This window comes from Acinetobacter sp. FDAARGOS_558 (assembly GCF_003937785.1).
Classification (GTDB): Bacteria; Pseudomonadota; Gammaproteobacteria; order Pseudomonadales; family Moraxellaceae; genus Acinetobacter; species Acinetobacter baumannii.
This window is the reverse complement of record NZ_RKJH01000001.1, coordinates 3,760,727-3,787,249: the sequence shown is the minus strand read 5'-3', so window position 1 is coordinate 3,787,249 and position 26,523 is coordinate 3,760,727. Positions and strand designations below refer to the sequence as shown.

Annotated in this window: 25 protein-coding genes; 9 read left to right on the top strand and 16 right to left on the bottom strand. The window is 37.6% G+C overall.

Going from position 1 to position 26,523, the window contains the following annotated elements:
* Nucleotides 1-160: 160 nt before the first annotated feature.
* Nucleotides 161-1,189 carry a MerR family transcriptional regulator gene (locus EGT34_RS18310; RefSeq protein ID WP_000925253.1) on the top strand — a complete coding sequence of 343 codons (1,029 nt, stop codon included), beginning with the start codon at nt 161-163 and terminating at the stop codon, nt 1,187-1,189.
* Nucleotides 1,190-1,312: 123 nt separating this feature from the next.
* Here EGT34_RS18310 and EGT34_RS18305 read toward each other — a convergent pair whose 3' ends face one another.
* From EGT34_RS18305 to EGT34_RS18290, 4 genes are all read right to left on the bottom strand, one after another.
* Nucleotides 1,313-1,783, bottom strand: coding sequence for a spore coat U domain-containing protein (locus EGT34_RS18305; RefSeq protein ID WP_000864626.1), 471 nt, complete (start codon nt 1,781-1,783; stop codon nt 1,313-1,315).
* A gap of 429 nt (nt 1,784-2,212) precedes the next feature.
* Nucleotides 2,213-2,494 carry a YciI family protein gene (locus EGT34_RS18300; RefSeq protein WP_002053587.1) on the bottom strand — a complete coding sequence of 94 codons (282 nt, stop codon included), beginning with the start codon at nt 2,492-2,494 and terminating at the stop codon, nt 2,213-2,215.
* 2 nt (nt 2,495-2,496) lie between these two features.
* The gene (locus EGT34_RS18295) at nt 2,497-3,129 is read right to left on the bottom strand and encodes an FMN-dependent NADH-azoreductase (RefSeq protein WP_125305489.1); all 633 of its coding nucleotides are present in this window, start codon (nt 3,127-3,129) and stop codon (nt 2,497-2,499) included.
* 23 nt (nt 3,130-3,152) lie between these two features.
* Entirely contained in the window at nt 3,153-3,926 is a 774-nt protein-coding gene (locus tag EGT34_RS18290; RefSeq protein ID WP_000977349.1) for an alpha/beta hydrolase, read from the bottom strand.
* Nucleotides 3,927-4,042: 116 nt separating this feature from the next.
* Here EGT34_RS18290 and EGT34_RS18285 point away from each other — a divergent pair, with 116 nt between their 5' ends.
* The gene (locus EGT34_RS18285) at nt 4,043-5,038 is read left to right on the top strand and encodes a GlxA family transcriptional regulator (RefSeq protein ID WP_000698006.1); all 996 of its coding nucleotides are present in this window, start codon (nt 4,043-4,045) and stop codon (nt 5,036-5,038) included.
* Between the two features lie 102 nt (nt 5,039-5,140).
* On the opposite strand, the gene EGT34_RS18280 is transcribed toward EGT34_RS18285, so the two are convergent.
* A complete protein-coding gene (locus tag EGT34_RS18280) occupies nt 5,141-5,395 on the bottom strand; it encodes a transporter suffix domain-containing protein (protein ID WP_000197928.1) in 255 nt (84 codons plus the stop codon).
* Nucleotides 5,396-5,689: 294 nt separating this feature from the next.
* Between EGT34_RS18280 and EGT34_RS18275 the strand changes: the two genes are divergently transcribed.
* Nucleotides 5,690-6,127, top strand: coding sequence for a DUF2147 domain-containing protein (locus EGT34_RS18275; protein ID WP_000760331.1), 438 nt, complete (start codon nt 5,690-5,692; stop codon nt 6,125-6,127).
* A gap of 94 nt (nt 6,128-6,221) precedes the next feature.
* Here the strand turns inward: EGT34_RS18275 and EGT34_RS18270 are convergent, their stop codons facing one another.
* From EGT34_RS18270 to EGT34_RS18245, 5 genes are all read right to left on the bottom strand, one after another.
* Nucleotides 6,222-7,526: an MFS transporter gene (locus EGT34_RS18270; protein ID WP_000659384.1), complete on the bottom strand. Its 1,305-nt coding sequence runs from the start codon at nt 7,524-7,526 to the stop codon at nt 6,222-6,224.
* Nucleotides 7,527-7,790: 264 nt separating this feature from the next.
* A complete protein-coding gene (locus EGT34_RS18265; RefSeq protein ID WP_153906015.1) occupies nt 7,791-8,351 on the bottom strand; it encodes a TetR/AcrR family transcriptional regulator in 561 nt (186 codons plus the stop codon).
* Nucleotides 8,352-9,018: 667 nt separating this feature from the next.
* On the bottom strand, nt 9,019-9,951 hold the full coding sequence (locus EGT34_RS18255; RefSeq protein WP_000165396.1) for a lauroyl acyltransferase: 933 nt from the start codon (nt 9,949-9,951) through the stop codon (nt 9,019-9,021).
* A 130-nt stretch (nt 9,952-10,081) separates the two neighbouring features.
* Nucleotides 10,082-11,431: an EAL domain-containing protein gene (locus EGT34_RS18250; RefSeq protein WP_073392632.1), complete on the bottom strand. Its 1,350-nt coding sequence runs from the start codon at nt 11,429-11,431 to the stop codon at nt 10,082-10,084.
* A gap of 506 nt (nt 11,432-11,937) precedes the next feature.
* A complete protein-coding gene (locus tag EGT34_RS18245) occupies nt 11,938-12,798 on the bottom strand; it encodes an EamA family transporter (RefSeq protein ID WP_000972449.1) in 861 nt (286 codons plus the stop codon).
* Between the two features lie 119 nt (nt 12,799-12,917).
* Here EGT34_RS18245 and EGT34_RS18240 point away from each other — a divergent pair, with 119 nt between their 5' ends.
* The 6 genes from EGT34_RS18240 (at nt 12,918) to EGT34_RS18215 (ending at nt 19,229) form a co-directional block, all read left to right on the top strand.
* Nucleotides 12,918-13,385 (top strand): Lrp/AsnC family transcriptional regulator, encoded by a 468-nt coding sequence (locus tag EGT34_RS18240; RefSeq protein ID WP_001290072.1) that lies wholly within the window; start codon nt 12,918-12,920, stop codon nt 13,383-13,385.
* A gap of 274 nt (nt 13,386-13,659) precedes the next feature.
* Nucleotides 13,660-16,305, top strand: coding sequence for a DNA mismatch repair protein MutS (gene mutS, locus EGT34_RS18235; protein ID WP_001083263.1), 2,646 nt, complete (start codon nt 13,660-13,662; stop codon nt 16,303-16,305).
* Between the two features lie 64 nt (nt 16,306-16,369).
* Nucleotides 16,370-16,900, top strand: a complete 531-nt coding sequence (locus EGT34_RS18230; RefSeq protein WP_086241995.1) for a GNAT family N-acetyltransferase — start codon at nt 16,370-16,372, stop codon at nt 16,898-16,900.
* 345 nt (nt 16,901-17,245) lie between these two features.
* Nucleotides 17,246-17,569, top strand: coding sequence for a ferredoxin FdxA (gene fdxA / locus EGT34_RS18225; RefSeq protein ID WP_000144889.1), 324 nt, complete (start codon nt 17,246-17,248; stop codon nt 17,567-17,569).
* A 129-nt stretch (nt 17,570-17,698) separates the two neighbouring features.
* Complete coding sequence (locus EGT34_RS18220) at nt 17,699-18,421, top strand: D-Ala-D-Ala carboxypeptidase family metallohydrolase (RefSeq protein ID WP_001986294.1); 723 nt, start codon at nt 17,699-17,701, stop codon at nt 18,419-18,421.
* Nucleotides 18,422-18,560: 139 nt separating this feature from the next.
* Complete coding sequence (locus tag EGT34_RS18215; protein WP_001186837.1) at nt 18,561-19,229, top strand: O-methyltransferase; 669 nt, start codon at nt 18,561-18,563, stop codon at nt 19,227-19,229.
* 116 nt (nt 19,230-19,345) lie between these two features.
* Here the strand turns inward: EGT34_RS18215 and EGT34_RS18210 are convergent, their stop codons facing one another.
* The 6 genes from EGT34_RS18210 to EGT34_RS18185 all read right to left on the bottom strand — a co-directional run bounded on the left by EGT34_RS18210 (nt 19,346) and on the right by EGT34_RS18185 (nt 26,431).
* On the bottom strand, nt 19,346-20,188 hold the full coding sequence (locus EGT34_RS18210) for a universal stress protein (RefSeq protein ID WP_001082436.1): 843 nt from the start codon (nt 20,186-20,188) through the stop codon (nt 19,346-19,348).
* Between the two features lie 155 nt (nt 20,189-20,343).
* Nucleotides 20,344-20,955 (bottom strand): chloramphenicol acetyltransferase CAT, encoded by a 612-nt coding sequence (locus EGT34_RS18205; RefSeq protein WP_000132358.1) that lies wholly within the window; start codon nt 20,953-20,955, stop codon nt 20,344-20,346.
* Nucleotides 20,948-21,547: an IMPACT family protein gene (locus EGT34_RS18200; protein ID WP_001116932.1), complete on the bottom strand. Its 600-nt coding sequence runs from the start codon at nt 21,545-21,547 to the stop codon at nt 20,948-20,950. Before EGT34_RS18200 ends, EGT34_RS18205 begins: the two co-directional genes overlap by 8 nt.
* A 92-nt stretch (nt 21,548-21,639) precedes the next feature.
* Nucleotides 21,640-22,830: an HlyD family type I secretion periplasmic adaptor subunit gene (locus EGT34_RS18195; protein ID WP_000003555.1), complete on the bottom strand. Its 1,191-nt coding sequence runs from the start codon at nt 22,828-22,830 to the stop codon at nt 21,640-21,642.
* On the bottom strand, nt 22,827-24,968 hold the full coding sequence (locus tag EGT34_RS18190) for a type I secretion system permease/ATPase (RefSeq protein ID WP_000988402.1): 2,142 nt from the start codon (nt 24,966-24,968) through the stop codon (nt 22,827-22,829). Before EGT34_RS18190 ends, EGT34_RS18195 begins: the two co-directional genes overlap by 4 nt.
* On the bottom strand, nt 24,965-26,431 hold the full coding sequence (locus tag EGT34_RS18185; protein WP_000927323.1) for a TolC family protein: 1,467 nt from the start codon (nt 26,429-26,431) through the stop codon (nt 24,965-24,967). The genes EGT34_RS18190 and EGT34_RS18185 overlap by 4 nt, the downstream gene beginning before the upstream one ends.
* Between the last annotated feature and the right edge of the window lie 92 nt (nt 26,432-26,523).

Here is a 26,523-nt window from a genome sequence, read left to right as displayed (position 1 = left end):
AGAATCGTGAAGAATTTCTGGTCGTTAAACCACAGTAAAAAGATAAATCTGAACATTTACCAAAAATAAAATAATAAAAAATTATGATTTAAAGTAGTTGACCCTCACGTAACGTAAGCCCCTAGCATAAAACACGCCTAAGGAAGAAGGAGCTAAAAAGATGCTGTTAAAAGTTGGTGAATTGGCTAAGCAAACAGGACTTACTGTCCGTGCTCTTCATCACTATGACGATATCGGTTTACTTCAGCCTTCGGCCCGTTCCGATGCTGGTTATCGACTATATACCCCTAAAGACATTACTCGTTTGCATCAAATTCAAGCATTACGAGGGCTGGGTATGTCGCTAGCCGAAATCTATACGGTTCTTGAAGATCCCAATCTAGCACTTTTACCAATTATTGATCGGCAGATTCAAGCAATTGATCAAAGACTGGCAGAGCAGAAGAAATTGCGAAATCAGCTTGGACAATTGAAATCTCAGCTCATCAATGGTGAAGAACTTGATTTGGAGGATTGGCTAAATATGCTGGAGCTTATAGCAATGTACGAGAAATACTTTACGCAAGAAGAACTTGAAAAGCTTACATTTTTACAATCAGGTACTAAAAGCCACCAAGAATGGCAAGAGTTAACTCAAGCAGCAAATGCACTATTTAATGCTGGAGAATCATCTAGCAGTGAAACCGCTCAAAAGCTCGCCCATAAGTGGATGAAAACACTTGAGCAGAATACGCGCACCAATCCAGAATGGCTTGTTAAATTAAATAACATCAATTCAGCAGAACCTGAATTTCAGGAAAAATTAGGAGTAATGCCAGAAGTTGTTGAGTTTTTACTTAAGGCCTTTTCAGAGAGTAAGCTGAGTATTTTTGCTCGTTATTTATCTGATAATGAGTTTGCTTTTTTAAAGGAAAATTATGTTCGCGAAATGAAAAAATGGCCTCAACTATTAGTCGATATTGAGAAATTGATTGACGCTGAGGTTAAACCGAATAGTGAAGGAGCAAAGCGTTTGGCACAGCAATGGCTCTCTATGCTACAAGGTTATACTGGCCAAAATCCAAGTACTCAAGAAAAGATCCGTACAGCAATGCAAAATGAACCAAGCCTTGCTGACGGTACTTGGCTCAAACCAGTTACCCTACACTTTCTAGAAAAAGCAGTAGCAGCACTAATGCGTGGTGCTTAGTTCTATCAAAGCAGCTGGCTACACCATAATTTGGTGTAGCTTTTTAAAATACTCTACTCCCCCCTAAAAACAGGTTTTTTAAAAATTATTTTTTGATATTTATAATTATTTTGGTTTTCACAATTAATATATAACATTCACACGAACCCAATCTTCATACTTAGTCGCCTGAACATTGGTGCTTGATGTGATTGCCCCGTGGATAGGAATATTTTCTTTCATCCCTGTCGCAATTCGTGAACGTAATTTATCCGCCGCCCCTCCCCAAATTTGAGTGTGGCCCGCATCTTGATACAGTACATATGCAACAGATGCTGGGCTGGCAGTAGATTTAAGTTCAAAGTTATTGTCAGAGGTTACTGCCAATTGATACGGTGTATTTTTGCTGCATTGCACAGTTACATCCGTTCTTGCAGTAGGGACTGGCTGAGCACGTTCAACCGAACCAAAATCTAAGTTTCCTTGTGTGGAAACTTCACAAGTGTCTACAATGGTTAAGCTCACCTTTAATGAAGTAGATGCATTTCCAGCCTCTGCGCTATTTATTATCAACACTCCCCTAAGGGAAAATAAGGCGTATTTAATGACTTTCATTTCTTCTCCTTATCTTTTTTTGCTCTAATTTCTACTCATCTTTATATTGTCATTTTTCTGTTTTACTAAAGAAACAGTTTGAGGGTCATTAAGTTATAAAACTTAATATCATCTACTGTCAATCGATAATAACCACATGATTTTCATATTATTCTTATAATTTGTGATGAATTAAACGTAATTTACTTAGTTTAGAAAGTAGTTAATATTTTTTATTTATATTAATTGTCTACACCAATCTATCTAATGATGAATTGAAACTTTTAGATGCATTAATTCAATAGATACTAAAAAATTAAAATTATTCTTTGGTGCAGCCTAACAAAGTTTAATTTATCGCGTCTTATTAAGCTGTATTTGTAAAAGTTGTCTTAAGTTAATAATTTATTTATCAAATAGATAAATAAATTATTAACTTCTTATCGCCAATCAGAATAGAAAATTCTTATTTTTAATGATGGAAGGTAATTTCTTTACTTCAATTCCGACCAAATCAAATTCAACAAATGGATCACGCTTAAGAACATCTTGAAGATGGTCTTCATTAACGATTGTACTTAAAATAAAACCAGCGTTTTCATTCTCGATGGGTCCAGCCAAGATGAAATGACCCAAATCAATATTTTCCTTCAACCATGCTTTGTGGCTTTCAAGATGATTACGAATGATCTCACCAGAAACTTTATAAGTTAACGTAATACATGAAAGCATAATCACTCTTCTCTTTTACTTAAGTTACTAATTACTTCATCAATACTCGACAAAGCTTTTTGAATTTCAATATCTTTAATGGCTGGGGCTTTTGATGTTCCCTCTGCTCTAACAAAGTAAATATCTTTAATGCCTAAAAATTTAAAAAAAGCTGTGATGTATTTTTCTTGAAAGTCCATATGAGAGAGAGGCTCTTTTGAATAGAATCCTCCTCTTGCAGATAAAATTACTACTTTACGCCCCTCTGATAAGCCTACAGGGCCATTTTCCGTATATTTAAATGTTTTCCCAACCTGTGCAATTCGGTCAAACCACGCTTTTAACTGAGTGGGAATAGAAAAGTTATACATAGGGGCTGAGATTATAATGAGTTCACTATTTAAGAACTCAGCAACCAACTCATCGGAAAGCTGATGTTCCTTAATTACATTTTCATCAGAAATATTTATATTTAAGTTTCTAAAACCTGCTGCGATTTCTCCTGTTAAATGATTTATAGGGTCTTTAACAATATCTCTATAAGTAATTTCATTTTGATGATCTGCTTCATTCAAGCGTTCTATAAATGTAGCTGCCAGTTTTCGAGATATAGATTGTTCGCCCAGAATACTCGAATCAATATGTAAAATTTTCATAAATATCGCCTAATAAGGAATTATTATTTAAAGCTTTTAGCTGCTTTATCAATAAGTTTGGAAACTTGATCTGGATGAGAAATCAGAGATAAATGACTAGAGTTAACTCGGATTACACTTGAGTGAGTCTGTTTAGAAATCAATTCCTGTGTTCGCGGACTCAATGCATTATCGTGAGTTGTCATGAGATACCACGTAGGTTTTACACGCCACGCAGCTTCAGAAATTTTTTGCGTGAATGCTTTAGCAGAGATAGGCTGTTGAACAGATGCAAGTAATTTAGCTTGCTTTTCCGACATATCATTGGCCATTACGTTTTGAAACTTTTTAAAGTCATCTAACCAAATCAAACCGTTTTTATCAGGCTCAAGCCCTTCCATTGGAGACTTTAAGCGCGTGAGTAAATCAGATGCCGATTCATTACTATCTGGTACGAGCGCAGATAAATAAACAATACCTTTCACATTTGGTGCATTACCTGCTTCTGTTACAACCACACCACCCCAAGAATGACCAACAAGAAGTACATCACCTTTTTGTCTTTCTAGAACTCGTCTTGTCGCATCAACATCTGCATCTAAAGAAGTTAATGGATTTTGAACGGAAGTAACATGGTATCCAAGTGATTGCAATCGACTTGAAACTGCATTCCAACTCGACCCATCAGCAAAAGCACCATGTACTAAAACAATATTTTTAACTGCTGCATGAGCATTTTGAATTACAAATGGAGATAGAGTTAACGCAGATAGAATTAAACGGTAAGTTAAATTTTTAACTTTATTATTTTTCATCATCATTCATTCCTATAACTATTCAACTTTTAAAAAGTATAGTAGGTTTGAATTTATGGGATAGATGTCTTATAAGACAACATTCATGTAAAATCAGCCAAATTATGTAAGTTCATCTTATGAAAATCTTAATCTATGTGCCTCAGTTTTGTATTTATTCAGTCATAGCTGGAATTAATGATATTTTCTGGATTGCTAACAATATTATAAAAAGCAAAAACTTATTGAATTTTAAAAACTTAAGTGAGATTAATGAGTTTAAAGTTGACCTCGTAAGTATTGATGGTAAGCCTGTCGTAAATGCACAAAACAAAATGATAGATGTAGATCTTTCGATAGAAGAAGCAATAAGTAGTGATTTAATTATCGTGCCAGGAATGATGCTGAGCGATGAGCAAACTCCTATTATGCCTTCAGAATATAAAGCAGTATTAAAGTGGCTTCAAAACGAAAATATCAAAAAAACAATTATATGTGGTGTTTGTGCTGGAACCTTCGTACTTGGAGATGCAGGCTTATTAAATAGGAAGAACTATGCCACTACATGGTGGTTGTATCATACCTTTCAAAAAAGATTTCCCCATGGGAAATTAAGTTGGGGCAAAACCTTTGAAAAAGATAAAAATATTATTACAACTGGTGGTCCGCTATCTTGGATTGAACTCGTACTTTATATTATTAATCAATTTGCAGGACCGGAAGTCGCTAAAGCAACCTCAGATTTAGCAGTTGCAGGAGCACAGCCCGTATCTCAGCAAATATACGTGCCTGAAGGTTTTACGAGTTCAGTTGATCCTTTGCTCATGAAAATTGAAGAGTTTGTTAAATATACTAATCCGAATATTTCACTTGAAGAACTAGCAGAAAAATTAAATATAAGCGAAAGAACGCTTTACAGAAAAGTTAAGAAATTGACGAATGAAAGTCCTAAAGATTTAATTACTAGATTTAAAATTGAAAAAGCATGTTACTTATTAGAAAACAATAATTTATCTATTAAGATAATCGCACAAAATTGTGGCTACAGTGAAGACACTGCCTTTAGGAAAGCTTTTACAAAGATCTTAAATATGAACCCATTAGAATATAGAAAATATATTAAAAATAGAGTTTAAAAGAATTGAATAACTGAAAGGAATATCATTCTAAGATGAATTAAACGTAATTTATTTAGTTTAAAAAGTAGTTAATATTTTTTTATTTCCCTTCACTATAAATTAATTTTCTTCGGGTTTTACTTTTCTAAATACTTTAGAAAACCATTGTTTGATCTTAGCCCAATATTCCTTACTTAATAGAGCAATTGCAATTAAAAATAGAAAATCTCCTAGTACCATCAGTCCTGTGATCACGGCTGCTTTATAAGGAATATCTAGAAAAGGAAGAATAGGAAACGAAATCCAATGCAAGGCTACAAATCTTAATAAAACTAAGCCTATTTTCTTTTTGAGGTTCAATTGAGGACGTGTCATAAACAGCTTTTAAACTTAAAAATTTATAAATCTCATTATTCACTTCTTTGTGTATAGAGCATTGAAGAAGTGTGTAAAAAGCATGGAGAAATAAAAATCTCTAAAAACCGAAGAATTCTGTCCATTCTCGCAATTGCATAAGTAATGTATTCAAAATAATATCCAAACAAATAGATTATAACTTTACATATTGTTTAGCTTATAGAGCAATACTAAGAAGACTGTGAAGTTAAATTTAAAATGAATCATTTTGGCAGTTAAAGCCATCCATATTTAATTAGAGAAACATTTGATATGAAAAAATATTTATTCTTACTTTTACTGAGTTTTTACTCAATTCATTCATTTGCTTCGGACAAACTACATGGCAGTGTTTGGAAAACTATTGATGATGCCACCAATCAACCGAGAGCGCTGGTAAGATTTAGCCAAGACAAAAATGGAGTTCTATCCGCAAATATTGAAAAAATCCTTGTTCCAAGTGAAGCCAATAAATGTACGATGTGTGAAGGGACTTATAAAAATAAATCTTTAATTGGTTTAACCATTGTCAAAAATTTAAAAAACGTAGGTCAAAATAAATATGACAAAGGATCTATTCTCGATCCTCAGTCAGACAAGACTTATCGCTTTAGCGTAACCGTATCACCAGATGGGGAAAAACTTACCGCTCGCGGCTACATTGGTATTTCTGCAATTGGCCGAAACCAAACATGGTATCGAGTTAAATAATCCATGAATAGCTTGGGACCAACTCTCTTTAGCTACTCACCGATCATAATTACGGTCTATATGTGCACTATGTAAATTCTATATTTAGACCGTATTATGACCGATACTTGGCCTGAATCATCAGCATGATAATGACGAATAGCGAAGGTATGGCAGCAATCACAAATAAATGGGTAATGACCAAAAATTGAGAGAGATAACCGCCAAATAACGGCCCAATGACAGAACCCAAACGAGCAATTCCAATACTCCAGCCCACCCCTGTAGTACGAAGTGAAACTGGGTAATAACTGGCCGACAAAGCATTAATGGCAGGTTGCCCACCAACAATGGCAAAGCCGGCAATAAAAATGATAATAAACAATAAAACGATATGACTAACAGAATAGCCAATTAAAGCAACACTAATTACTGCAACCAAAAAAACAGGAATTAATACTTTATAAAATCCTGTCTTATCAATTTTAAGACCCATCACCACACTACCAATCGTACCGCCTAATTGTAGAGTGGAGCCGATCAACAATGCCTGATTTAATGAAAGCCCGAACTCTTTGGCCAAAGTCGGTAGCCAATTTGCCAGAAAATATAAACTGATCATATTTAAAATACTGATGATCCAGATGGAATAGGTAAAAAACGCACGCTGATTTTTAAATAACTCAAGCGGTGACTTTTTAACCTGAACCTCAGTATTATTGATGATTTTTATCTCTGCATTGAATGTTAATGCTGGATAAAACTTCTTTAACCAAAACAAAATTTTGGAGCTATTTTTGCTATTTTCACTTAAAAAATATAAAGATTCTGGCAACTTAAAGAATGTGATAAAGAAAATAATTAAAGGGATAATACCGCCAAAATAAAAAATCGCCTGCCATCCTCCCCAAGGAACTAGTAAGGCTGATATTCCGCCCCCCAACATTGCCCCTACCGTATAGCCACAAGAAATGACCATCATGGTAAAAATACGAGATTTATATGGAACAATTTCGGAGCTATAAGCCATCACATTTGGCATGATACCGCCTAAAAAAATTCCTGTAACAAAGCGGATTACGGTTAATTGCTCAATATTACCTACATGTGGTGTTAACAGCATCAATATGGAAAATATAAAGGTCGAGATCAGTAGTACCGGACGGCGACCAAAACGATCAGAAAGTGAACTTAATAAAAATGATCCAACAAACAAACCAAACAAACTTGCACTAAACACAACTCCCAACATCGATTTTTGAACACCCCATTCTTCTATAATCAGTGGGGCTGCGTAAGCCATGGACTGAATGTCATACCCATCCATAATCATTAGTAATAAGCAGGTAACCAAAATAAACTTTTGATAAGGTCCAACTTTCTGCTGATTGATCAAATCACTTAATACAATTTCTTTCATGGTATTCCTTTCTCCATGACTCGCTTTAAATTAATTCCATTTTAATTATGATATACGTAATCTATTTACGATTAGCGTAAAAATAAAATAGCAATATTATCGCTACAAAGTCAAAAATATTAATTTTTATAATATAAACAGTATATTAGATAGAATTATTTAATCTAACCCAAGTAATGAGCTCACCTCATCGCATGGTGTATATGGTCTGCTCATCTAATAAAAATCAAGCAAACCATACATCCTTTTATTTAAATAACTCATTTACCTCAAACAAGTTGGCTTAAAAAAATACTCCACCATCACATCCCTTTCATCCAAACTCTTTGTACTTAAAAACTCAAACATCAAGCCATCTATTAAGTTTAAAACCATGTTGGCATCGGGTTTTAACGCACGTATTTCTAAGCTAAAAATCAGTTCAAAAATTTCACGAGTCAGCCATTTTCTATACTCAATTGCCATACGGTAAGCCTGCTGGTAAGCCACCTTAATTTCAAAAAAAGCTTTAAGTAGCAAGTGATACAGACTGTTAGAGTTAACATGTAAAACTACTATTTCCTTGAGCTTATCGGTTGGCGTGCAATAACGGCTTGAATAGATAATCGCAAGCACTTCTTCTTTAAGTAGGCTTTTTTGGAAAGCTATACACATTTCAATAAGTCGTTCTTTTGAGTGAAAGTAGTTATACAAGGTGGCTTTCGGTATTTCTGATTCTTTGACGATCAGGTCTACGCCTGTTGTATGAAATCCATGTGTGGTAAACAAACGAATAGCGGTACGAATAATGTGTAATTTTTTAGAAGAGGTTTCTAAATTTGGCATAGTTTTACCGTTATAAATTCTTGTTGTATGTAAAGAGATAGAAATGCCGTCACTCTTAAAATGAGTGCTAAATACAGGCATGCAAAAGCCGCACAAGTGGTGTGCTCGCCTATCTCGAGTTTTGTTGTTGATATGATTTTTTAGTCGTGACGATTCTTAAGGTGTAGAAAACCTAGAGCCGTTTTAAAGACTGTTCCGGCGGTATAAATAAAGAGAATTTGGCAAAAGCCAATAAATAAGAAATAGTACGCATGTGCGAACTCCTTTGGGTAAGAAAGAAGTTTCGCCACATCACTGCTAAATGATTATGGTGGCGAAACGAAAAGGGGTTAGCAGACTGATTTACCCAAAAATCAGCACATCCGAAGATGTCCCCCTCCCGTTCCGCCGCAGAGGGGGCACGTAGGGATGCCCACAAAAAAGAGAGACTTTTTCGTGTGCTTTGGGTAAATACGGCCTGCTAAAACCGACTGGCAATGTGGCCAGCAGGCAAAGGATAGTGCTCTGCCCTATTACAGTCAAGCACACAAAATGACATTTGTTTTAAAATAGATCATTAAAAAGTAAAGATAAATAATTAAAATTTATTGTTCATTTGGGATTTATAAAGTCTCGGTTTAAAGGCCTTTAAATCTCTCAGTTGACTGTATAAAAAGGCATAACAAAATCAGTAAAACTTCGCTTCACCAGCAGGACGAGTTTTAAACCTTCTATGAAACCACATGTATTGTGTTGGGGCGATCCGAATCTGGTTTTCAATAATTTTATTGACGCGTTCGGCATCATTCACTTCGCATTCGCTAGGAAAATTTTCAAGTTTAGGTTCTACCAGTACATTGTATTGAGGATCTCGAATATCCCCACTTCTGTAAAAATATAAAGGTATTGCAACAGCGTTTGAAATATCCATGAGTCTTCGGTGTGCCGTGACTGTTGCTGCTTGTATTCCAAAGAATGAAGCCATGACACCTTGCTTTAAACCAAAGTCCTGATCAGGGCTATACCAGATTGCATGACCATTTTTGAGTTTTTCAATTAAGCTACGCATGTTGTCTTTTGCAATCTGATTTTTATAAACCCTAGCGCGACTACGATGAATGAGGAAATCCATAAAAGGATTATTTTGAGGTCTATACACCACATCCATATCAAAAAATAACGTACATGCAGCACCTCCGGCATCGAGTAATGTGCTATGCGTACCTAACAGCAGAATGCCCCGATCCCGATTGTCATTTAGATGTTCCAAGCCTTCTATATGAACTCTTTTTTTAAACCATGCAGGACAATACCAAGCATTTAAGGCTTCAAATATACCAATCATCGTATCGGTAAAAACCGACTTAGCCTTGGCCTCAATTTGCTCAGGTGTTTTTTCCGGAAAACACGCACCTAAATTTCTTAAAGTCGTTTTTCTTCTAGAAGCCAATAGTGTCCAAGCAATTTTTGAAAATAGTTTTGCTAAGCGCCACTGGATTGCCCAAGGCAAATACGCAAGAAACATTAGAATAAAAGCTGTGAACCAGATACCCCAATATTTTAATGATAGAAAGGAAAATTGAAATTGCCCTGATTGATACTGCGCTTCAGGTTTCGTCATATTGTAAATATCTAGAGGTATAGAAATTCATCCTAACACACTCGCACTCTACATACGTTTGTAAAGTGTGTCTTAATATTAGGCTCAATCTAGCAAACTACTGCTAAACAGTACTGGTGGGTGCTCCAATTTATTCTTTATCGGTCTTGATGGGCAATTGCTTGATAAACTCATTTAAAGACATTGGACAGCCCCATAAATAGCCCTGAAACTCGGTACAACCATTACTTTTAAAAGCACTAAACTGTTCAGCCGTTTCTATTCCTTCTACCAACACGCGAAGGTTTAAATCTAGGCCAATTTTAATAATACCCGTCACTAATTTATTGCTGCGTTTATCATCTAAAGCTGCCTGTACAAAGCTGCGATCAATTTTAATTTGTTTAATGGGCATTTTTTGTAAATAGCTTAACGATGAATACCCTGTACCAAAGTCATCAAGTGAAAGCTGAATACCATGCTTAGACAAGAAGTGCATTTTTTCAATCATGCTCGCACAATTATTTAAAGCAATATTTTCAGTAATTTCTAATATGAGCCGAGATGGATTAATATCATACCGCTGAACCAGACCAATCACAGTGTGCTCAAAGTTAGATTGCATAAAATGATCAGCACTAATATTGATTGAAAGCGTAAGATCTTTGGTCTCTTCTTTTTTACTCCATTCTTGTAAAACTTTGCAGGCTTGGGCCAGTACCCACTCTCCGATCTCTGGCATTAACCCAAAAGTTGCTGCTGCCGGAATAAACTCTTTTGTTGGAATATACCCTAAAACAGGATGATGCCATCTTAACAAGGCTTCCGCACCAATCAGCTTTTCTGACGAATTAACTTGGGGCTGATAAAAAAGCTCAAATTGTTGCTTAGTGAGTGCCAAACGTAGATTGTGCTCCATACTGCTTTCTATTTGTATTTCTAATTGCATGGTATAAATTGAAATACAAATCATAAGAGTAGCGACACAAGTGGCTATCCACCCACCATGATCACGAATATCTTCTGATAAAGGTATGGCACTATCGAGAGTAAAAGAGCTACCACTAAAAAATATAAAGCAGCCAATCGACAGTAAAATTAAAACAATTTGTAAGAAGCTTGGCTCTCTACGGTAATTCAAATATCCCAATATCGCTCCGGCAGGTAAAAACAAATGGGCCACTCGAGGGCGATCAGGCGTAGCAACATCGAAAAATAAGCAAAAAACGACTGGAAACACCAGCAAAACCGCTTGTGATAAAAGTATCCCTGCCGAAATACGGTTTATATAAATAAGAAAAAAGCTAAATATGGAAATTAGTGTGAAACAGATATCCATATAAACAATCACCCACATTTGGGCAAATGCAAAATATATAGTCCAAAATAAGCAAAACATAATACAAATAAAGATATTTGCTTTGGCTGCGATTGTAAGCTGTTGGTCCTTTAGGGAGCGATAATGTTTCTTGTGTTTTTTAAAGTAAGACGAAGTTATCATAAATAAACCAACCGTAAATATTTCTTTAAAGGACCCCAGCCAGCTTGGTCATTGATACTCCATTTCAATATTTACCAATAAAACGTAATCATTTCTCCCATTGTGATTTGTACTTATTATTTTGAGATCAAGTTTTAACCACCTTAATGGTATAGCCCGATTAGGTCACTTGAACGATACTGCTTTTTAAACACTCTATAATTTTAAAGTATCATGTCTTAACGATACATGCCTATGACTCTCAGGTACAGCCTTTAAGTGCAGAAAAATTAGTGAATTACAATTTTTGCGTTAAATATTTTTATTATTTAGATTCATCAATAGGACCATTTAAAATAATGCACATGTGTGCTTAATTAGGCTGCTAATGACCAAGTTGTGAGCTTTGTTGTTCTGAGATTGGAGCTAAAAACTAAAGAAGCCATGAGATATCCATCTCATATTTTTGATCGGTCTATCTCATGTTTACCAGAAATATTTATTTTTAATAATATAGAAGTCTCAGCTTATACCTTATTACGTTTATAAGAAAAATAAGAGCAACCTGCACACGATGCCATAATAATTGTTATGCCTAGAACCTGAAAACTATTTAATCGTTCATCTAAAATCAGCCATCCAGCCAAAGCGCTCACTGCGGGTGATGCACTTAGTAAAATCCCAAAAACTCGAGGATGCAGTTTTTTCATGGCAATCATATCTAATATAAATGGAATAGCACTCGCTAGCATCGCCATAAGTAAACATGTAAAAAGAATCTTATAACTATCAAAAATATGGATAATGTGAGATGCACCTAAAGGTGTTGCAAATAAAGCCGCTATAAACATTCCAGTCGCAACAGAGCTGCCACCACCTTGTGCAACTTTTGAGCCATAAATTACATACAGCCCCCAACCCACTGCGGCTAATAAAGCATACGTCATGCCAATAAAACTAAAGTTATTATTGGTATTGCCCAAAGGTAAAAGAAGCAAACCAATAATAGATAATCCTCCCCAAAAATAATCTAATTTATTTTTAGACATTAAAATAGCAACTGTAAGTGGTCCTAACACTTCGATAGAAATCGCAATCCCAACAGACATGTAAGAAAAAGCTTTATAAACCAAAGTATTCATTAAAGTGAGGATTGATCCATAAATAATTAGATTTTTCCAATTGGTCTGTTTATTCCACTGCCGCCATGGTTTAAAGACTACCCATAAGAAACAGGCCGATAAGGCAAGTCGAGTTAAGGTGACTCCTTCAGCAGTAAGAATCGGAAAAAGGACTTTTGCTATTGCTGCGCCGATCTGTACAGAAACTAAAGATAAAAATGCGGCTGCAAATGCCATACCTTGTTTGGAGTTTGTCTCAATCATCATCTTTACTATTGGGGGGAATGATTGAAATTTTAATTCTCTATAATCAATATATTTCTTCTATTTTTCACGGTAAAACGATTAAATAACTCTATATTTAACCTTTAATGAGAGATTTACTCATGTCAGAGATTTCTTTAGATAATTTTGATTATGCGATCTTAAGAATACTGCAAAAAGACAATAAAACTTCCCATCGAGAAATTTCTGAAAAAATCGGTCTATCCGCTGCATCTGTACAAAGGCGTATAACTCGGATGGAAGAAAAGGAAATTATTTTAAAAAATTGCGCTATCTTAAATCCTCTCAAATTTGGTGAAAAAATTACTTCTATTATTGAGGTCCGCCTTAGCGAAGATCGTTCAATAGTTATGGACAGAGCGAAGCTATACTTTGCTTCTGTTGAAGAAATTCAACAGTGCTACTTCGTGAATGGAGGAGTCTCATTTATAATTATCATGCTGAGCAATAACTTATCTCATTTTGAAAGTTTAGTTAGAAAACATTTCGCTGATAATGAAGACGTGAAAACTTATAGAACACTCATTGTTTTAGATCGCGTAAAAGTAAACTTTGAGTTGAATATTTAAATTTTTCAATCCTTGGCTTAAAAGACCCAATTGCTCTATTTTTATGTCTTGCTACATTCAACCTCTATTTCAATGCTTGATCACTTTTTTTCGTTAACTCAAATTTGTTACCATTGCACCACTGGAATGGTCTGAAGTCACTTTATACTAGGGATGCTGATTCTAAAGTTCATCCAGTTGTTGTACTTTTCTTGAATTACATTCATTTTTTAAAGACTTGAAATTGGTTAATAAACCAAAAGTAGATTTTTCGTTTTTTAAGGGTTTATTACGCATGAATAGCGCTGAAATCATGGCTGATCTCTCCAACCACACTCCAATGATGCAGCAATATCTCAAAGTCAAAAAAGACTATCAACATGCGTTGCTGTTTTATCGTATGGGCGACTTTTATGAATTGTTCTTTGAAGACGCGCATTTAGCAGCCAAACTTTTAGGTATTACCTTAACCCATCGGGGTAAAGCAAATGGCAACCCGATTCCAATGGCAGGTGTTCCCTACCATTCAGCCGAAGGTTATTTGGCGCGTTTAGTAAAAGCCGGCCGAACTGTAGCTATTTGTGAGCAAGTCGGTGAAGTTACTGGCAAAGGCCCGGTTGAACGCAAAGTTGTTCGTATTCTTACACCGGGTACTTTAACCGACGACGCACTACTTACAAGTTATCAATCGTCTAACCTTGTTGCGCTATGTATCCATCAAAACCAGATCGGTTTTGCTTTACTCGACTTAAGTGCGGGTATTTTTAAAGTTCAACAACAAGACTACAAACCGGAACAACTTCCAATCGAACTGGCTCGCCTCATGCCAAGTGAAATTTTGATTGATGAAGATCTGGTTGACCCAAATATTATCGAACAAATTAAAAAGCATTTAGATTGCCCTGTAACCAAGCGCCCAAATGTCGATTTTAATTTAAACAATGCGCAAAAAACCTTATGTGACCAGTTCTCTGTATCAACACTCTCTGGTTTCGGACTAGACCCGTTACCTTTGGCTAAAGCCGCCGCGGCAGCACTTATTCACTATGCCAAAGAAACTCAAAAAACGGCGTTACCTCATATCCGTTCAATTCTTTTAGAACAAAGTACTGACTTTATTGCGCTCGACCCAATCACGCGCCGTAACTTGGAAATTATTGAACCTTTGTTTGAGCACGGAACTTCTTTATTTCAACTTGTGAACGATTGCCAAACCGCAATGGGTGGACGTTTACTTAGCCGCACACTCATGCAGCCTGTTCGTGATACAGCATTACTTGACGCACGTTTAGATGCGATTGAGCAATTGATTCAAGGCTACCATGAAAGCCCTGTTCGTCTGGTACTTAAAGAAATTGGGGATATTGAACGTGTGCTTAGTCGTGTGGCGCTGGGTAGTGCGCGACCACGTGATTTAGTTCAACTTCGTCATGCTTGCGCGCAAATTCCATTTTTACGAAATGCTTTAGCACCTGTTGTACAAGCAAAGAAATCTAAGTTATTAGGACAGCTCGATCAGGAATTGGGTGACTTTAAATCGCTTCATCAACATTTAATGGCTGCAATTGTTGAAAATCCGCCTGTATTACTTCGTGATGGCAATGTAATTGCAGAAGGTTATGATGCTGAACTTGATGAATTACGCCAAATTCGTGATCATGCAGGTCAATTCCTCATTGATTTAGAAATAAAAGAGCGTGAACGTACTGGTATTAGCACTTTAAAAATCGGTTATAACCGTGTGAGTGGTTACTACATTGAGCTGACTCGTGCTCAAGCCGAGCAAGCCCCGGCCGATTATATTCGCCGTCAAACCTTAAAGAATGCCGAGCGCTACATTACGCCTGAACTAAAAAGTTTTGAAGATAAAGTTTTATCAAGTGAGTCGCGTGCATTAGCTCGTGAAAAAGCATTATTTGAAGCTTTACTTGAAAACCTTCGTGAAAATATTGCTCATCTACAAATGATGAGCTCAGCAATCGCGCAAATTGATGTAATTGCAAACTTTGCTCATCAAGCGCGTTTAAACAACTGGGCACGCCCTGAATTTACACCAGAAACAGGTATTAAGATTCAAGGTGGCCGTCATCCTGTAGTTGAAGCGTTAAGTAAAGCGCCATTTACACCAAATGATACTTTCCTTGATGTGCAGCACCGTATGGCAATTATTACCGGTCCAAACATGGGCGGTAAGTCTACCTTTATGCGCCAAACAGCATTAATTAGTTTGCTTGCTTACTGCGGTAGTTATGTCCCGGCACGAGCTGCCAAACTTGGCCCAATCGACCGTATTTTTACCCGTATTGGTTCAGCCGACGACTTATCGACAGGCAAATCGACCTTTATGGTTGAGATGACTGAAACTTCACAAATCTTGCACCATGCAACGAATCAATCGCTCGTGTTAATGGATGAAGTTGGTCGCGGAACCAGTACCTATGATGGTCTTTCTTTAGCGTGGGCTTGTGTGGTTGATTTAACCAAACGCGTTAAATGTCTTTGCTTGTTCGCGACCCACTATTTCGAATTAACAGAGTTGGGTAGCGAACCTGGTATTGATAACTACCATGTCACTGCTCAAGAGTTAAATGGTAATCTCATTTTATTGCATAAAGTCCAACAAGGACCAGCGAGCCAAAGTCATGGTTTACAAGTTGCAAAATTAGCCGGTATTCCAGCTAATGTGATTAAAGAAGCTCAGAAGCGTTTACGTATTTTAGAGAAGCAACAACAGCAGCATTTACAAACTAGTGTTCAAAGTGATTTGTTTGCAACTTTAGATTCAGAAGTTACCCCAAGCACTCAAGTCATAGAGAAAGTGATAGAAGTTGAAGTCTCTTCACCTGCCCTTGATTTACTTAAGCAAATCGAAGTAGACAACCTGACTCCTCGTCAGGCACTTGAACAGCTTTATGAGCTAAAAGCAGCGCTTAATTCATAATCACTCATTGAGCAAACATGTGTATAGGCATGTTTGCTCTTACTTTAAGGAGAATAAAATTTCTATTTTCTTAAGGCCACTACAATACACAGAGATCGATTTAATTTGGCAACAGATTAATCGTCGTGAACTGATTACCCAACTCTACTTACAAAAGCAAGAACACTTAGAATTAACAGATTGTTTTTATGATGTTAAACATTGGGATGCTTATCATTTAGAAAATGATCCGCCCAAATTAAAAGAACTCTATGAACAAGGGGCTTTATTTATCGGTGCTTTTGATGCGTCTGAACAGTTGGCTGGCATTAGTGTAGTCTCGAATCAGACTATTACTGATTATCCCAATGCAAAATTACTGCAATATTTTTACGTCGATGCCGATCAACAAGGCAAAGGTATTGGTGCAAAGCTGATGCAAGCGGCAAAAGAATCGGCCAAGCAATTGGAAGCCAATCAACTTTATATTTCAGCTACGCCAAGTAAGCGTACAGTAGATTTCTATATAAAGCATGGCGCGGACGTATTAAAGCACCCAGATCGTCAATTATGGGAACTTGAACCAGAAGACATCCATTTACTTTGTACACTTTAAGCTCATTACTTGACGATTTTTTTGTATATCAATTCAGCATAGAGGCAAAATTTAAAAGTAAATGTTGTAGTTGAGGTGTCTGCCTAAACAGATACCTTGACCCAAATGACATTAAAACTCATGACAAAAAAATTATTTAAACTATTGTTTTATAAAACTTATTATTATCCTGATTTTATAATTTAGCTCTTATTTAAGCTGAAACATTCTTTTGAATATCAATGTATTAACTTATCTTCATATGTATAAATAAACAATATCAATAAAAGCAATTGTTTGTTTACCCCTTTTTTGCCTAAAATAAGCTATTCGAAATGAAACCATATTTTTTAGGTAGCTGTCGCCATGACCTTTGTTGTCACTGAAAATTGTATTAAATGTAAATACCAAGATTGCGTAGAAGTTTGTCCTGTAGACTGTTTTTACGAAGGTCCGAATTTCCTAGTGATTAATCCGGATGAATGTATTGACTGTGCATTGTGTGAACCAGAATGCCCTGCAAATGCAATTTTCTCTGAAGATGAGCTACCAGAAGGTCAAGAAGTATTTATTGAATTAAATGCTGAACTTTCTCAAAAGTGGCCTAACATTACTCAAATTGGTGAACAACCTGCTGACCGCGAAGAATGGAACGGCAAACCAGATAAGTTACAGTATCTAGAAAAATAATTTCAAAAAGATCAGCAACCGCTGATCTTTTTTATACCCTATTCAAACATTTCATTGCAAATTCCTCGTAATTTGTGCACTGTTTTGCATTAAAATAGGCGCAATATTTATAAGCTTTTGATTTTTCTTATGCGGAAGTTTTTGCAGAGCATGCTGCCCCTATGCATAATCCCTGCGATTATGGTGGGTTGCGCCAGCTCTCCTCAACACACAACAACAGGCAAAACCTCTCCAAGCGGTAAGCGCATCTTTATTCCTCAAGAGCGCGTTATTATCGAACGTCCAATTCCACCTAAAGTTGAACCTGCTTCCTATCGCGCTTGGTTAAATACAGGCGATCATTATGAACGTGTACGCGAATATGAAAAATTTCTGGCGCGTCATGATGTGGCAGGTATCGTACCAAGTTTTGAATTATTAAGATCCGCTCGTGATTGGCAGAAGTGTGGCCGTTCAGAATATGCGGTACCTAACCGTGAACTTTGGAATAATTCTTTATCGACCTTACGTGTCTTTAAATATCTTATTGCCGCAAAAGTTTTAACCGACTTTGAGGTAACTTCAGTTTACCGAGACTTACCTTTAAATGAATGTGCAGGCGGCGCAAGTTCTTCTAAGCATTTATTTAACTCTGCCATCGATTTCCGTATTGGGCCAGAAGTTCCACAGCCACAAGACTATGCGTTTATTGAAAATACGAAGTTTAAATTGTGTCAGTTCTGGGCTCAGCACGGCCAAAGTTTAAATTTAGGTATTGGTTTATATAGTTCAGGACAAATCCATATTGATACTCAAGGCTATCGTACTTGGGGACCTGACTTAACCCGCAATACATCAATGTGTAATTTCTAAAATATATATCCCCTTATGCGCTTCAGTTTAAGGGGATTTGCTCATTCTATAATCAACCAAAATTTCTTGAATCGAAGATTTTTGCACTCTAGTCATAAACGTTTAAAATACGCCTATCAATATACAGGTAAATTTGACTATGCAGCAGATGTGGACAGACATTGACGAATATATCGATTCACATTTAATTCCCGAAGATCCTCGACTCGACTTTGCATTAAAAAATACCGACGAACACGGCTTTTCAAATCATCTTGCAGTTGCTCCAAATCAAGGAATGTTCTTGCAAATGCTCATTCAGATGAATAAGTGCAAGCGTGTTTTAGAAATTGGGACCTTTGCTGCCTACAGTACAATCTGGTTAGGACGTGCACTGCCTGAAGATGGCTATTTGCTTACCATTGAAGGTCGTGATACTCATGCAGAAATGGCTCAAAAGAATATCGATCATGCCAACCTGCCTGTAAAAGTTGAGCTTAAATTAGGCCGTGCTGCCGATGTACTTTCCGCAATTGACCCTCAATCGATTGAGCCTTTTGATTTTATCTTTATCGATGCCGATAAACAGGGCTATCCGGAATATTTAGAACTCAGTCTCAAATTTTCAAAATCTGGCACTATTATTGTGCTAGATAATGTCATTCGTGCCGGTGATATTTTGAATCCTGAAAACAAAAAACCAAGTATTGAAGGCATTCGTGAAACCTTTAAAGCCCTAGAAAATCATCCGCAAATTTTGTCTTGCACAGCTTTACAAACGGTTGGCTCAAAAGGTCATGATGGTTTTGCAATTGCAATTGTGAAATAATGGTTAAAAAATCATCTTTTTCATTTTATTATTTATAATCAATAAATTACTTTTATTACCCCTGCTTTTCCATATAGTTATCCACAAGATTTGCGGATAACTATATGCAAATCTCATCATTTAGCCACAAGTAATGGTACAGTCGCGTTACGGAAAATCGTGGTTGCAATACTTCCCAAGAAAAACTGATGTATTTTGCTATGGCTAAATGCGCCGAGCACAATAATTTGAATACCATGTTCTTGTTGGTACTCTAGAATATTTTGCGCCACATCGCCGTATCTATAAACGGTCACTACATCTAGCCCCGCTTGTTTCAAGTAATGCTCTGGTTCATTCAATATTTCAGGATGGTCACCGACATAAACTAAATGGCACTGTAAAGTCCGTAATAAGTCGCTTTGCGCAATACGGCGCATCATCTTTTGACATGTCGGAGAGTATTCATAAGCAAAAATAAAACGTGTCGGTACTTTGAAGTTTTCACCAATGGTCAAAACCGTACAATTTGCACCACGGATAAAGTTTTCAACATTGCTACCAATCGGTTTATGTTTTTCGGCGGCTCTTTCACCTACGCGACCTAAAATCACGATATCATTTTCGTGTAAGAGATTAAAACTTTGCTCTAGAAAATCCCCTTTTTCCTGAATTTTTGAGCAAGTAATTCCGTGTTTTTCTTTAATTAAGTCAGAGATATGTCTGAGTAAATTATTGCTGTAATCTAAAGCGAGTTCACTTTGTTTTTGCTCTAATTCAGCTAACTCTTTAAGCAACATTGCATTGCTTTCAAAGCCGATTACGCCACTAATTTCACCAAGGTGATAACTTGCCGGGTAGTAATCTAGAATTTGTAATAATACAAGCTCTCGTCCAGTTGCTTTCGCAACCCAAGCCGCTGCATCTGCAATAGCATTAATACAAGGTGATGAGTCAATACACGCAATAACACGGTTCATTTTTGCCTCTCTTCTTCAGGTCTATTTGCCTTGGAGATTTTTCTATAACTTAGCTTTAACTTAACATAGATAAAAATCCGTATGTTAAGGTTTATGTATTAAAATCCACTTTTTTGTTTAAAGATCAAACATTTTATTACATTCTTGAGACTGCATTATTCTCTTAAACGGATAAATTTTGCTGGGTTTCCTCCCACAACATGGTATGGCTCCACATCTTTTGTCACCATACTATTCATGCCAACTACAGCATGTTTTCCAATTTTAATCCCGTCTTTAACCCCCACATGTGCACCTAACCAAACATCTTTTTCAATTTCGATACCCTGTGAGCGAACTGGCTGTTGGTAAAGTGGACGGTCGAGTTGCATGCCATGATCAAATGCATAGAGATGACAATAAGCAGCAATACGAACTTGATCATGCAGTTTTATGCCTGCTCGACCGCCATCTAAGATACAGTGGTGGTTAATTGCAACCTCATTACCAATCTCAAGCGGTCCATGCAAACTACAATCTGCCGCAATAAAACAATTATCACCAATCTTAATTTTCCGACCCGGCTCGGCAAAAATATGAGCTAACGGTGAAATAAAACAGTTCTCCCCGATCTCGACCGTTTCCATATCCATTAAATAAGCCTGATATTCTTTTTGCCATTCTTCCGCCCAAACACGGTGTTTGGGTTTCAATGTCCAATATAGCCATGGCATATAATTTAAACGGTGTTTATGTTGCTCGCGGTACTTGAGTAAAGAATCAGTCATCAGTCAATTCCTCCTCAACTTTTAATTCTTCGCGACCACGAGTCACATCTCGTATTTTTAGAGCGAGTGGTTCAATTTGGTGAACCTGTAGCCTCGCTTCAATATCGACACCTGTTGCAGTATAACTTTCCTGATATTCAATTTGCTGCTGTGTCAGCTCATACTGAAAGATAGCCCATTCATTAAAATGACAAGAAAAATGAATCGTTTTCTTGGCAATCAGTTCAATACGTTCAGCTAACAATAACGATTGTCCGGCACAACCACCATATGCCCGAACAAGCCCCCCAGTTCCCAGTTTTATACCGCCATACCAGCGGTTCACCATGACAATAATATTAGTCAGGTCATTTCCTTCAATAGTTGCCAGAATTGGACGTCCCGCTGTACCAGATGGTTCGCCATCATCATTAAAGCGAACGTTATGTCCAATTTTCCATGCCCAACATTGATGTGTGGTCGAGATATCTTTATTTAATTCTAAAAACTCTTTCACTTGTTGTTCATTTTCTACTGGCGCAGCAATCGCCTGAAATCTACTTTTTTTAATTTCTTCTTCAAAAGTAACGGGTGATGCAATCGTAAAAGGCATAAATAAAATAAAGCATAATAAAAATCAAATTATAACGTGAATTTAATAGAAGCAAACCTATAAAAAAGCCCCGAATTTCGGGGCTTTTTTTCTTATCTTTCTCTTAATGCTTCTTTGGCTTTATTAAATGGTTTCAGTAAGTAATCCAGTACAGTCTTCTCACCCGTACGAATATCTACAGTTGCCACCATACCCGGTGTAATACCGAATGCTTTACCTTCTTTATTGTAAAGCTTATCGGAGTCAGTTCGGATATAAACACGATAATAGAATTGATCCTGTTTCACTTCATCGCGAATGGTATCTGGAGAAATAACCGTAACCTTACCTTTTAAACCACCATAAATTGAGTAGTCATAGGCCGTGATCTTAACCAAAGCTTCTTGACCAGGACGAATGAACGCAATGTCACGAGGCAAAATACGGGCTTCAATTAATAACTGTTCATCAATTGGAACGATGGTCATTAACTTACCGTTTTGTGGAATCACACCGCCATGCGTTGTCACTGTGATTTCTTTTACCACACCGCGCACAGGGGCTTTAAATACGGCACGCTGTAAACTGTCATTACGGCCCATGACCACTTGTTGTTGAGTTTGCGTGTCAGTATTTGCTTTAGATAACTCTTCACGTGCTTTAACGTAGTATTGGTTACGTGCATCGTTCATCTTGTTTTGCAAATCATTTGCTTCACGGCGTAAGCGTAAAACCTCAACCTCACTAGCAGCACCTTTAGCAACCAAAGGCTCTGTCATGGCCAATTCTTGCTGAACCAGTTGTAAAGCCTGTCTTAATCCTGAAAGCGTTTGTTCAAGATCGGCTCTGCGTGATTCATACAAAGCAGTCTCTTCATGAACAAGCTTCGGATCTTGTGCAACTATTTCAGGGAAAACCAGTGGTGTACCGTTCACTTCCGCACGTAAACGTGCTGCTGTGGCCTGAGCTGCAATTAATAAAGATCTCGACTCGCCCACATTTGAAGCAAAACGGGTTGGGTCGAGCTGAGCAAGAATTTGCCCTTTTTGGACAATATCGCCTTCTTGTACATTTAGCTTAGTTAAAATACCGCCCTCTAAAGACTGGATGACCTGTTCTTTAGATGATGGGATAACCTTACCTGTACCGGTCGAAACTTCTTCAAGCTTAAAAAACCATGCCCAGATAAAGAAAATCACTAAACCAATGCCCACAATCCAGATGACTAAACTGGCACGTGGTAATGGTGGTTCACTATAAGATACATTCATTGAACGGGTAAGTTCTTGTTGTTGTTCGCTCATGAATTGCCCCCTTGGCTCACTTGTTTTTGTTGGGCTGTAGATTGATTAAGTACCTGATCTCGTGGTCCATCCATCACGATTTTGCCTTCATTGACAACAATAATACGGTCCACCAGTTCAAGAACAGCTCGGCGGTGGGTCGCCACAACCAACGTTCGGTGTGCTAACCATCCTTTGAGATGATCAATTAATTGTTTCTCTGCAACATCATCAATGGCTGCTGTCGGCTCATCAAGCAATAAAATATTCGGTTGACGAATCAATAAACGAGCCAATAATAACGCTTGTTTCTGACCACCAGAGAAACCAACGCCTCCTTCTAAAACCAAGTAATCCAAGCCTTCTTTTTTCTCTTGAACAAAAGATAAAGCACCTGTTACCACCAATGCACGAAGAATGTCTTCATCTGTTGCAAGCGGTGCACCTAAAGTCAGGTTTTCACGGATTGTTCCGTAGAATAAATGTGCATTCTGGTTGAGTAGCCCCATATCTCGGCGCACATCTGATGGGTCGATTAAAGAAAGATCGAGTCCATCTAAATGCACAGCTCCCTGAGTTGGAACCTGCATACCGGATAAAAGCTGAAGCAATGTCGACTTACCAGCACCATTACGACCCAAAATCGCAATTTTTTCTCCGGCACGAATTTTTAAATGGCGGATCGCAAGACTTGGTCTCGGATCTTCTTCTCCATATTGGAACAAGATATTTTTTAATTCATAGTCGCCATTTAAAACAGCTTTGTGTACCAGATGTGAACGGTCGGCCTGATCAATCGGACGTTGCATGAGCTCATCTAAACTTTGCTTAGCAACTTTTGCCTGTTGTAGACGACCTAATACGCCCGTAATCTGGGCAATTGGCCCTAACATACGCGAAGATAGAATTGAACATGCAACTAACGCACCTGTGGTCATTTCACCGTCCATTACCGCAAAACAGCCCACTAACACCACAATGGCATAAGTTAAACCCTGAACCATTTGGGTCCACGCCATTAAGGTACCCACAATTTTACGCTGTCTCATACCAATGTCGGCTGAGACTTCATTCATATGGTTCCATTGGTTTTGGAAACGTGATTCAGCACGTAAGAGCTTAATGTCTTCAATACCTTGTACCGCTTCTACCAAAATTGCGTTACGAATTGAAGATTCTCTCATGCCTTCTTGTGCCAGTTGAGCCAGCTTCTTCTGTACCAAAATACCTGGCAAGATCATAAGCGGCACAACAAGTAGCATTACCCAGAACAGTTTTCCACCAATAATGGCAAAAATTACTAAGAATAGGAAAAAGAACGGAAAATCGGCAATCGCACTAATTGTAGTTGAGGTGACCAGTTCACGAACGCCTTCGAGTTCACGAATCTGGGAAATAAAACTACCTGTAGATTTCGAGCGATCTTTATTTTTAATTCTTAAGGCATGGCCAAATACACGATCCGACACACGTAAGTCAGCACGTTTACCAATAATATCGGATAAATATACTCGTGAAACACGTAAGGTAAACTCAAAAAGAGCGGCAATCAGTACACCACCCGCCAAAACCCATAAAGTGGGAATTGACTGGGAAGGAACCACGCGATCATACACTTGCATCGAGAAAATAATGGTTGCTAGTGCCAGCACATTGGCAATCAGCGAGGCAAACATAATATCAACGTAGCGTTTCCAGTCTCTTAAAACGATTGACCAAAACCAGTTGGCTTCATAAGGTTTGATATATTCGTCAATACGTGCATCCGGAATAGACGTTTCAGGACGCAAAATATAGACATTTTTAAGTGTAGTTTTTAAGGCGTCTAAAGATAAACTTTGCGAAAGGCCCTGATCTCCACTGAACTGGATACTCACATTTCCTTGTGTATCGGCCTTATCGATTACACCGACTTGGCCATCATTAAACTCCACCATGACAGGTAAACGCCATGGGTTGAGTAAGTCTAAGGAAAATGGTGCCTTACGAAGATTCAGACCGACTTGACGTGTCATTAACTGCAAGACGTTATCTAAATTCTGATTTTGGTTCCAATCAAGTTGTAAACGAATTCTTTCTTCTGAAGGCTCTATTCGATAATGTTTAGCAATAGTTAAGACCGCCTGTAGCCAAGGCTGGTAATTTATTTTTGTCATCATGGTTGTACTTCGAACCCCTGAATTGAAATATTATTTAAGCCATAGGCTTGGCGGGAACGTCCTGTTGCTTCAATGTACTGAACAATGCTGCTATAAATGTCATAACGTGCTGATTCGAGTTCTGAGTTGGCACTATGAATAGCTTGTTCAGCATTTAATAAATCGACCAATGAACGCGTACCGAGCTTGTATTGCTCTTGATAGAGCTCACGTGTACGAACCGTTGTTGCTTGGCGACTTGCCAAAACCTGCATTTGACGCTGTTTATTTTCAATCTGTTCGCGACTTGTTCTAATTTGGTCCAGAACATCCATATACACCGAATTCACTTTGGCTTTTGCAGCTTCTTCGGCATAACTTGCCATTTTTACTTGTGAAGCGGTAGCACCACCTTGGTAAAACTGACTGGTTGCTTCAAGCATGACTGAACTATATAAACCGTCATCTTTGTCGTTATTCGGGTTTTTACCATTAATCGCCTGACTTACCGAACCTTTCACAGCCAAGGTCGGATATCGGGTTAAACGGGTTTGTTGTTTTTGAGCTTTTGCAACCTCAACACCTGCCTGCGCGGCAATCATTTTTGGAATAGTATTAAACTCAGGTTCACCATAAAGATCAGATTGCTTCACGAGATCATCGGAAATAATCCATCCGGTATGACTAACATCTGCACCTAATAAGGTTCTTAAATGCTGTTGGTATTGACGTAATAATGATTGCTGAGCAATCAAAGCAGACTGCGCTGCCTGTAAGTATGACTGCGCCTGAATTGGGTCGGCTTGACTCGCGACACCAGCGTTTGCACGCAGGTTAGCAATTTCCTGAATACGTCGAATACCGGCGATTTGCTGCTCAGCAATTTTATTAAGCTGTAGATAACGCTGAATATTCACAATGGTCTGTGCAACGTCCAAAGCTAGAGTATCAACACTAACCAAAACATTGGCTTGTTCGACCTGAACTTTCGCTTCTTCAACATCAACACCTGATTTGACTTTACCGAAGTCATAAAGCATTTGAGTAGCACTTAAGGTTAATAACTGCCGACCTCGTTCTCCACTGCTTAAATCACCAGTCGTAATCCCTCCTGAAAGCTGGGGATAGTAACCGGCTTTAGCAACGTCAACTCCTGAATTTTGACCTGCTAAAGTTGCAATAGATTGTGAAATATCGGGGCTACGCTGAATGGCAATTTTTACCGCATCTTGCAATGTCATCGTTCTAGATGGCAAGTTAGAAAAAGATGAAGCTCGATTATCATTAAGTTGAACAGTAGGAAATTCCTGCACAATAGAACGGTCTAGCTTAAAATTACTAAGCTTGTGCATTTTGGCAACTTTAAAGTCATCACTACTTTTAGGGACAAAAAGTTGTGACAAGTTCTCTTTCAGGGTGTGGTATTGCTCACTTGGCTTAGCAGCGTATATCACGACAGGTACATGTAGTGTACTTAAAAGCATAAGCCCTTTCAGGAAAGCCTACTTTCTACATATCCCTCTTACTCTTCTTTGGTTATATCCAATCATGCTTATCTTGTTGATCTTGTTTGTTA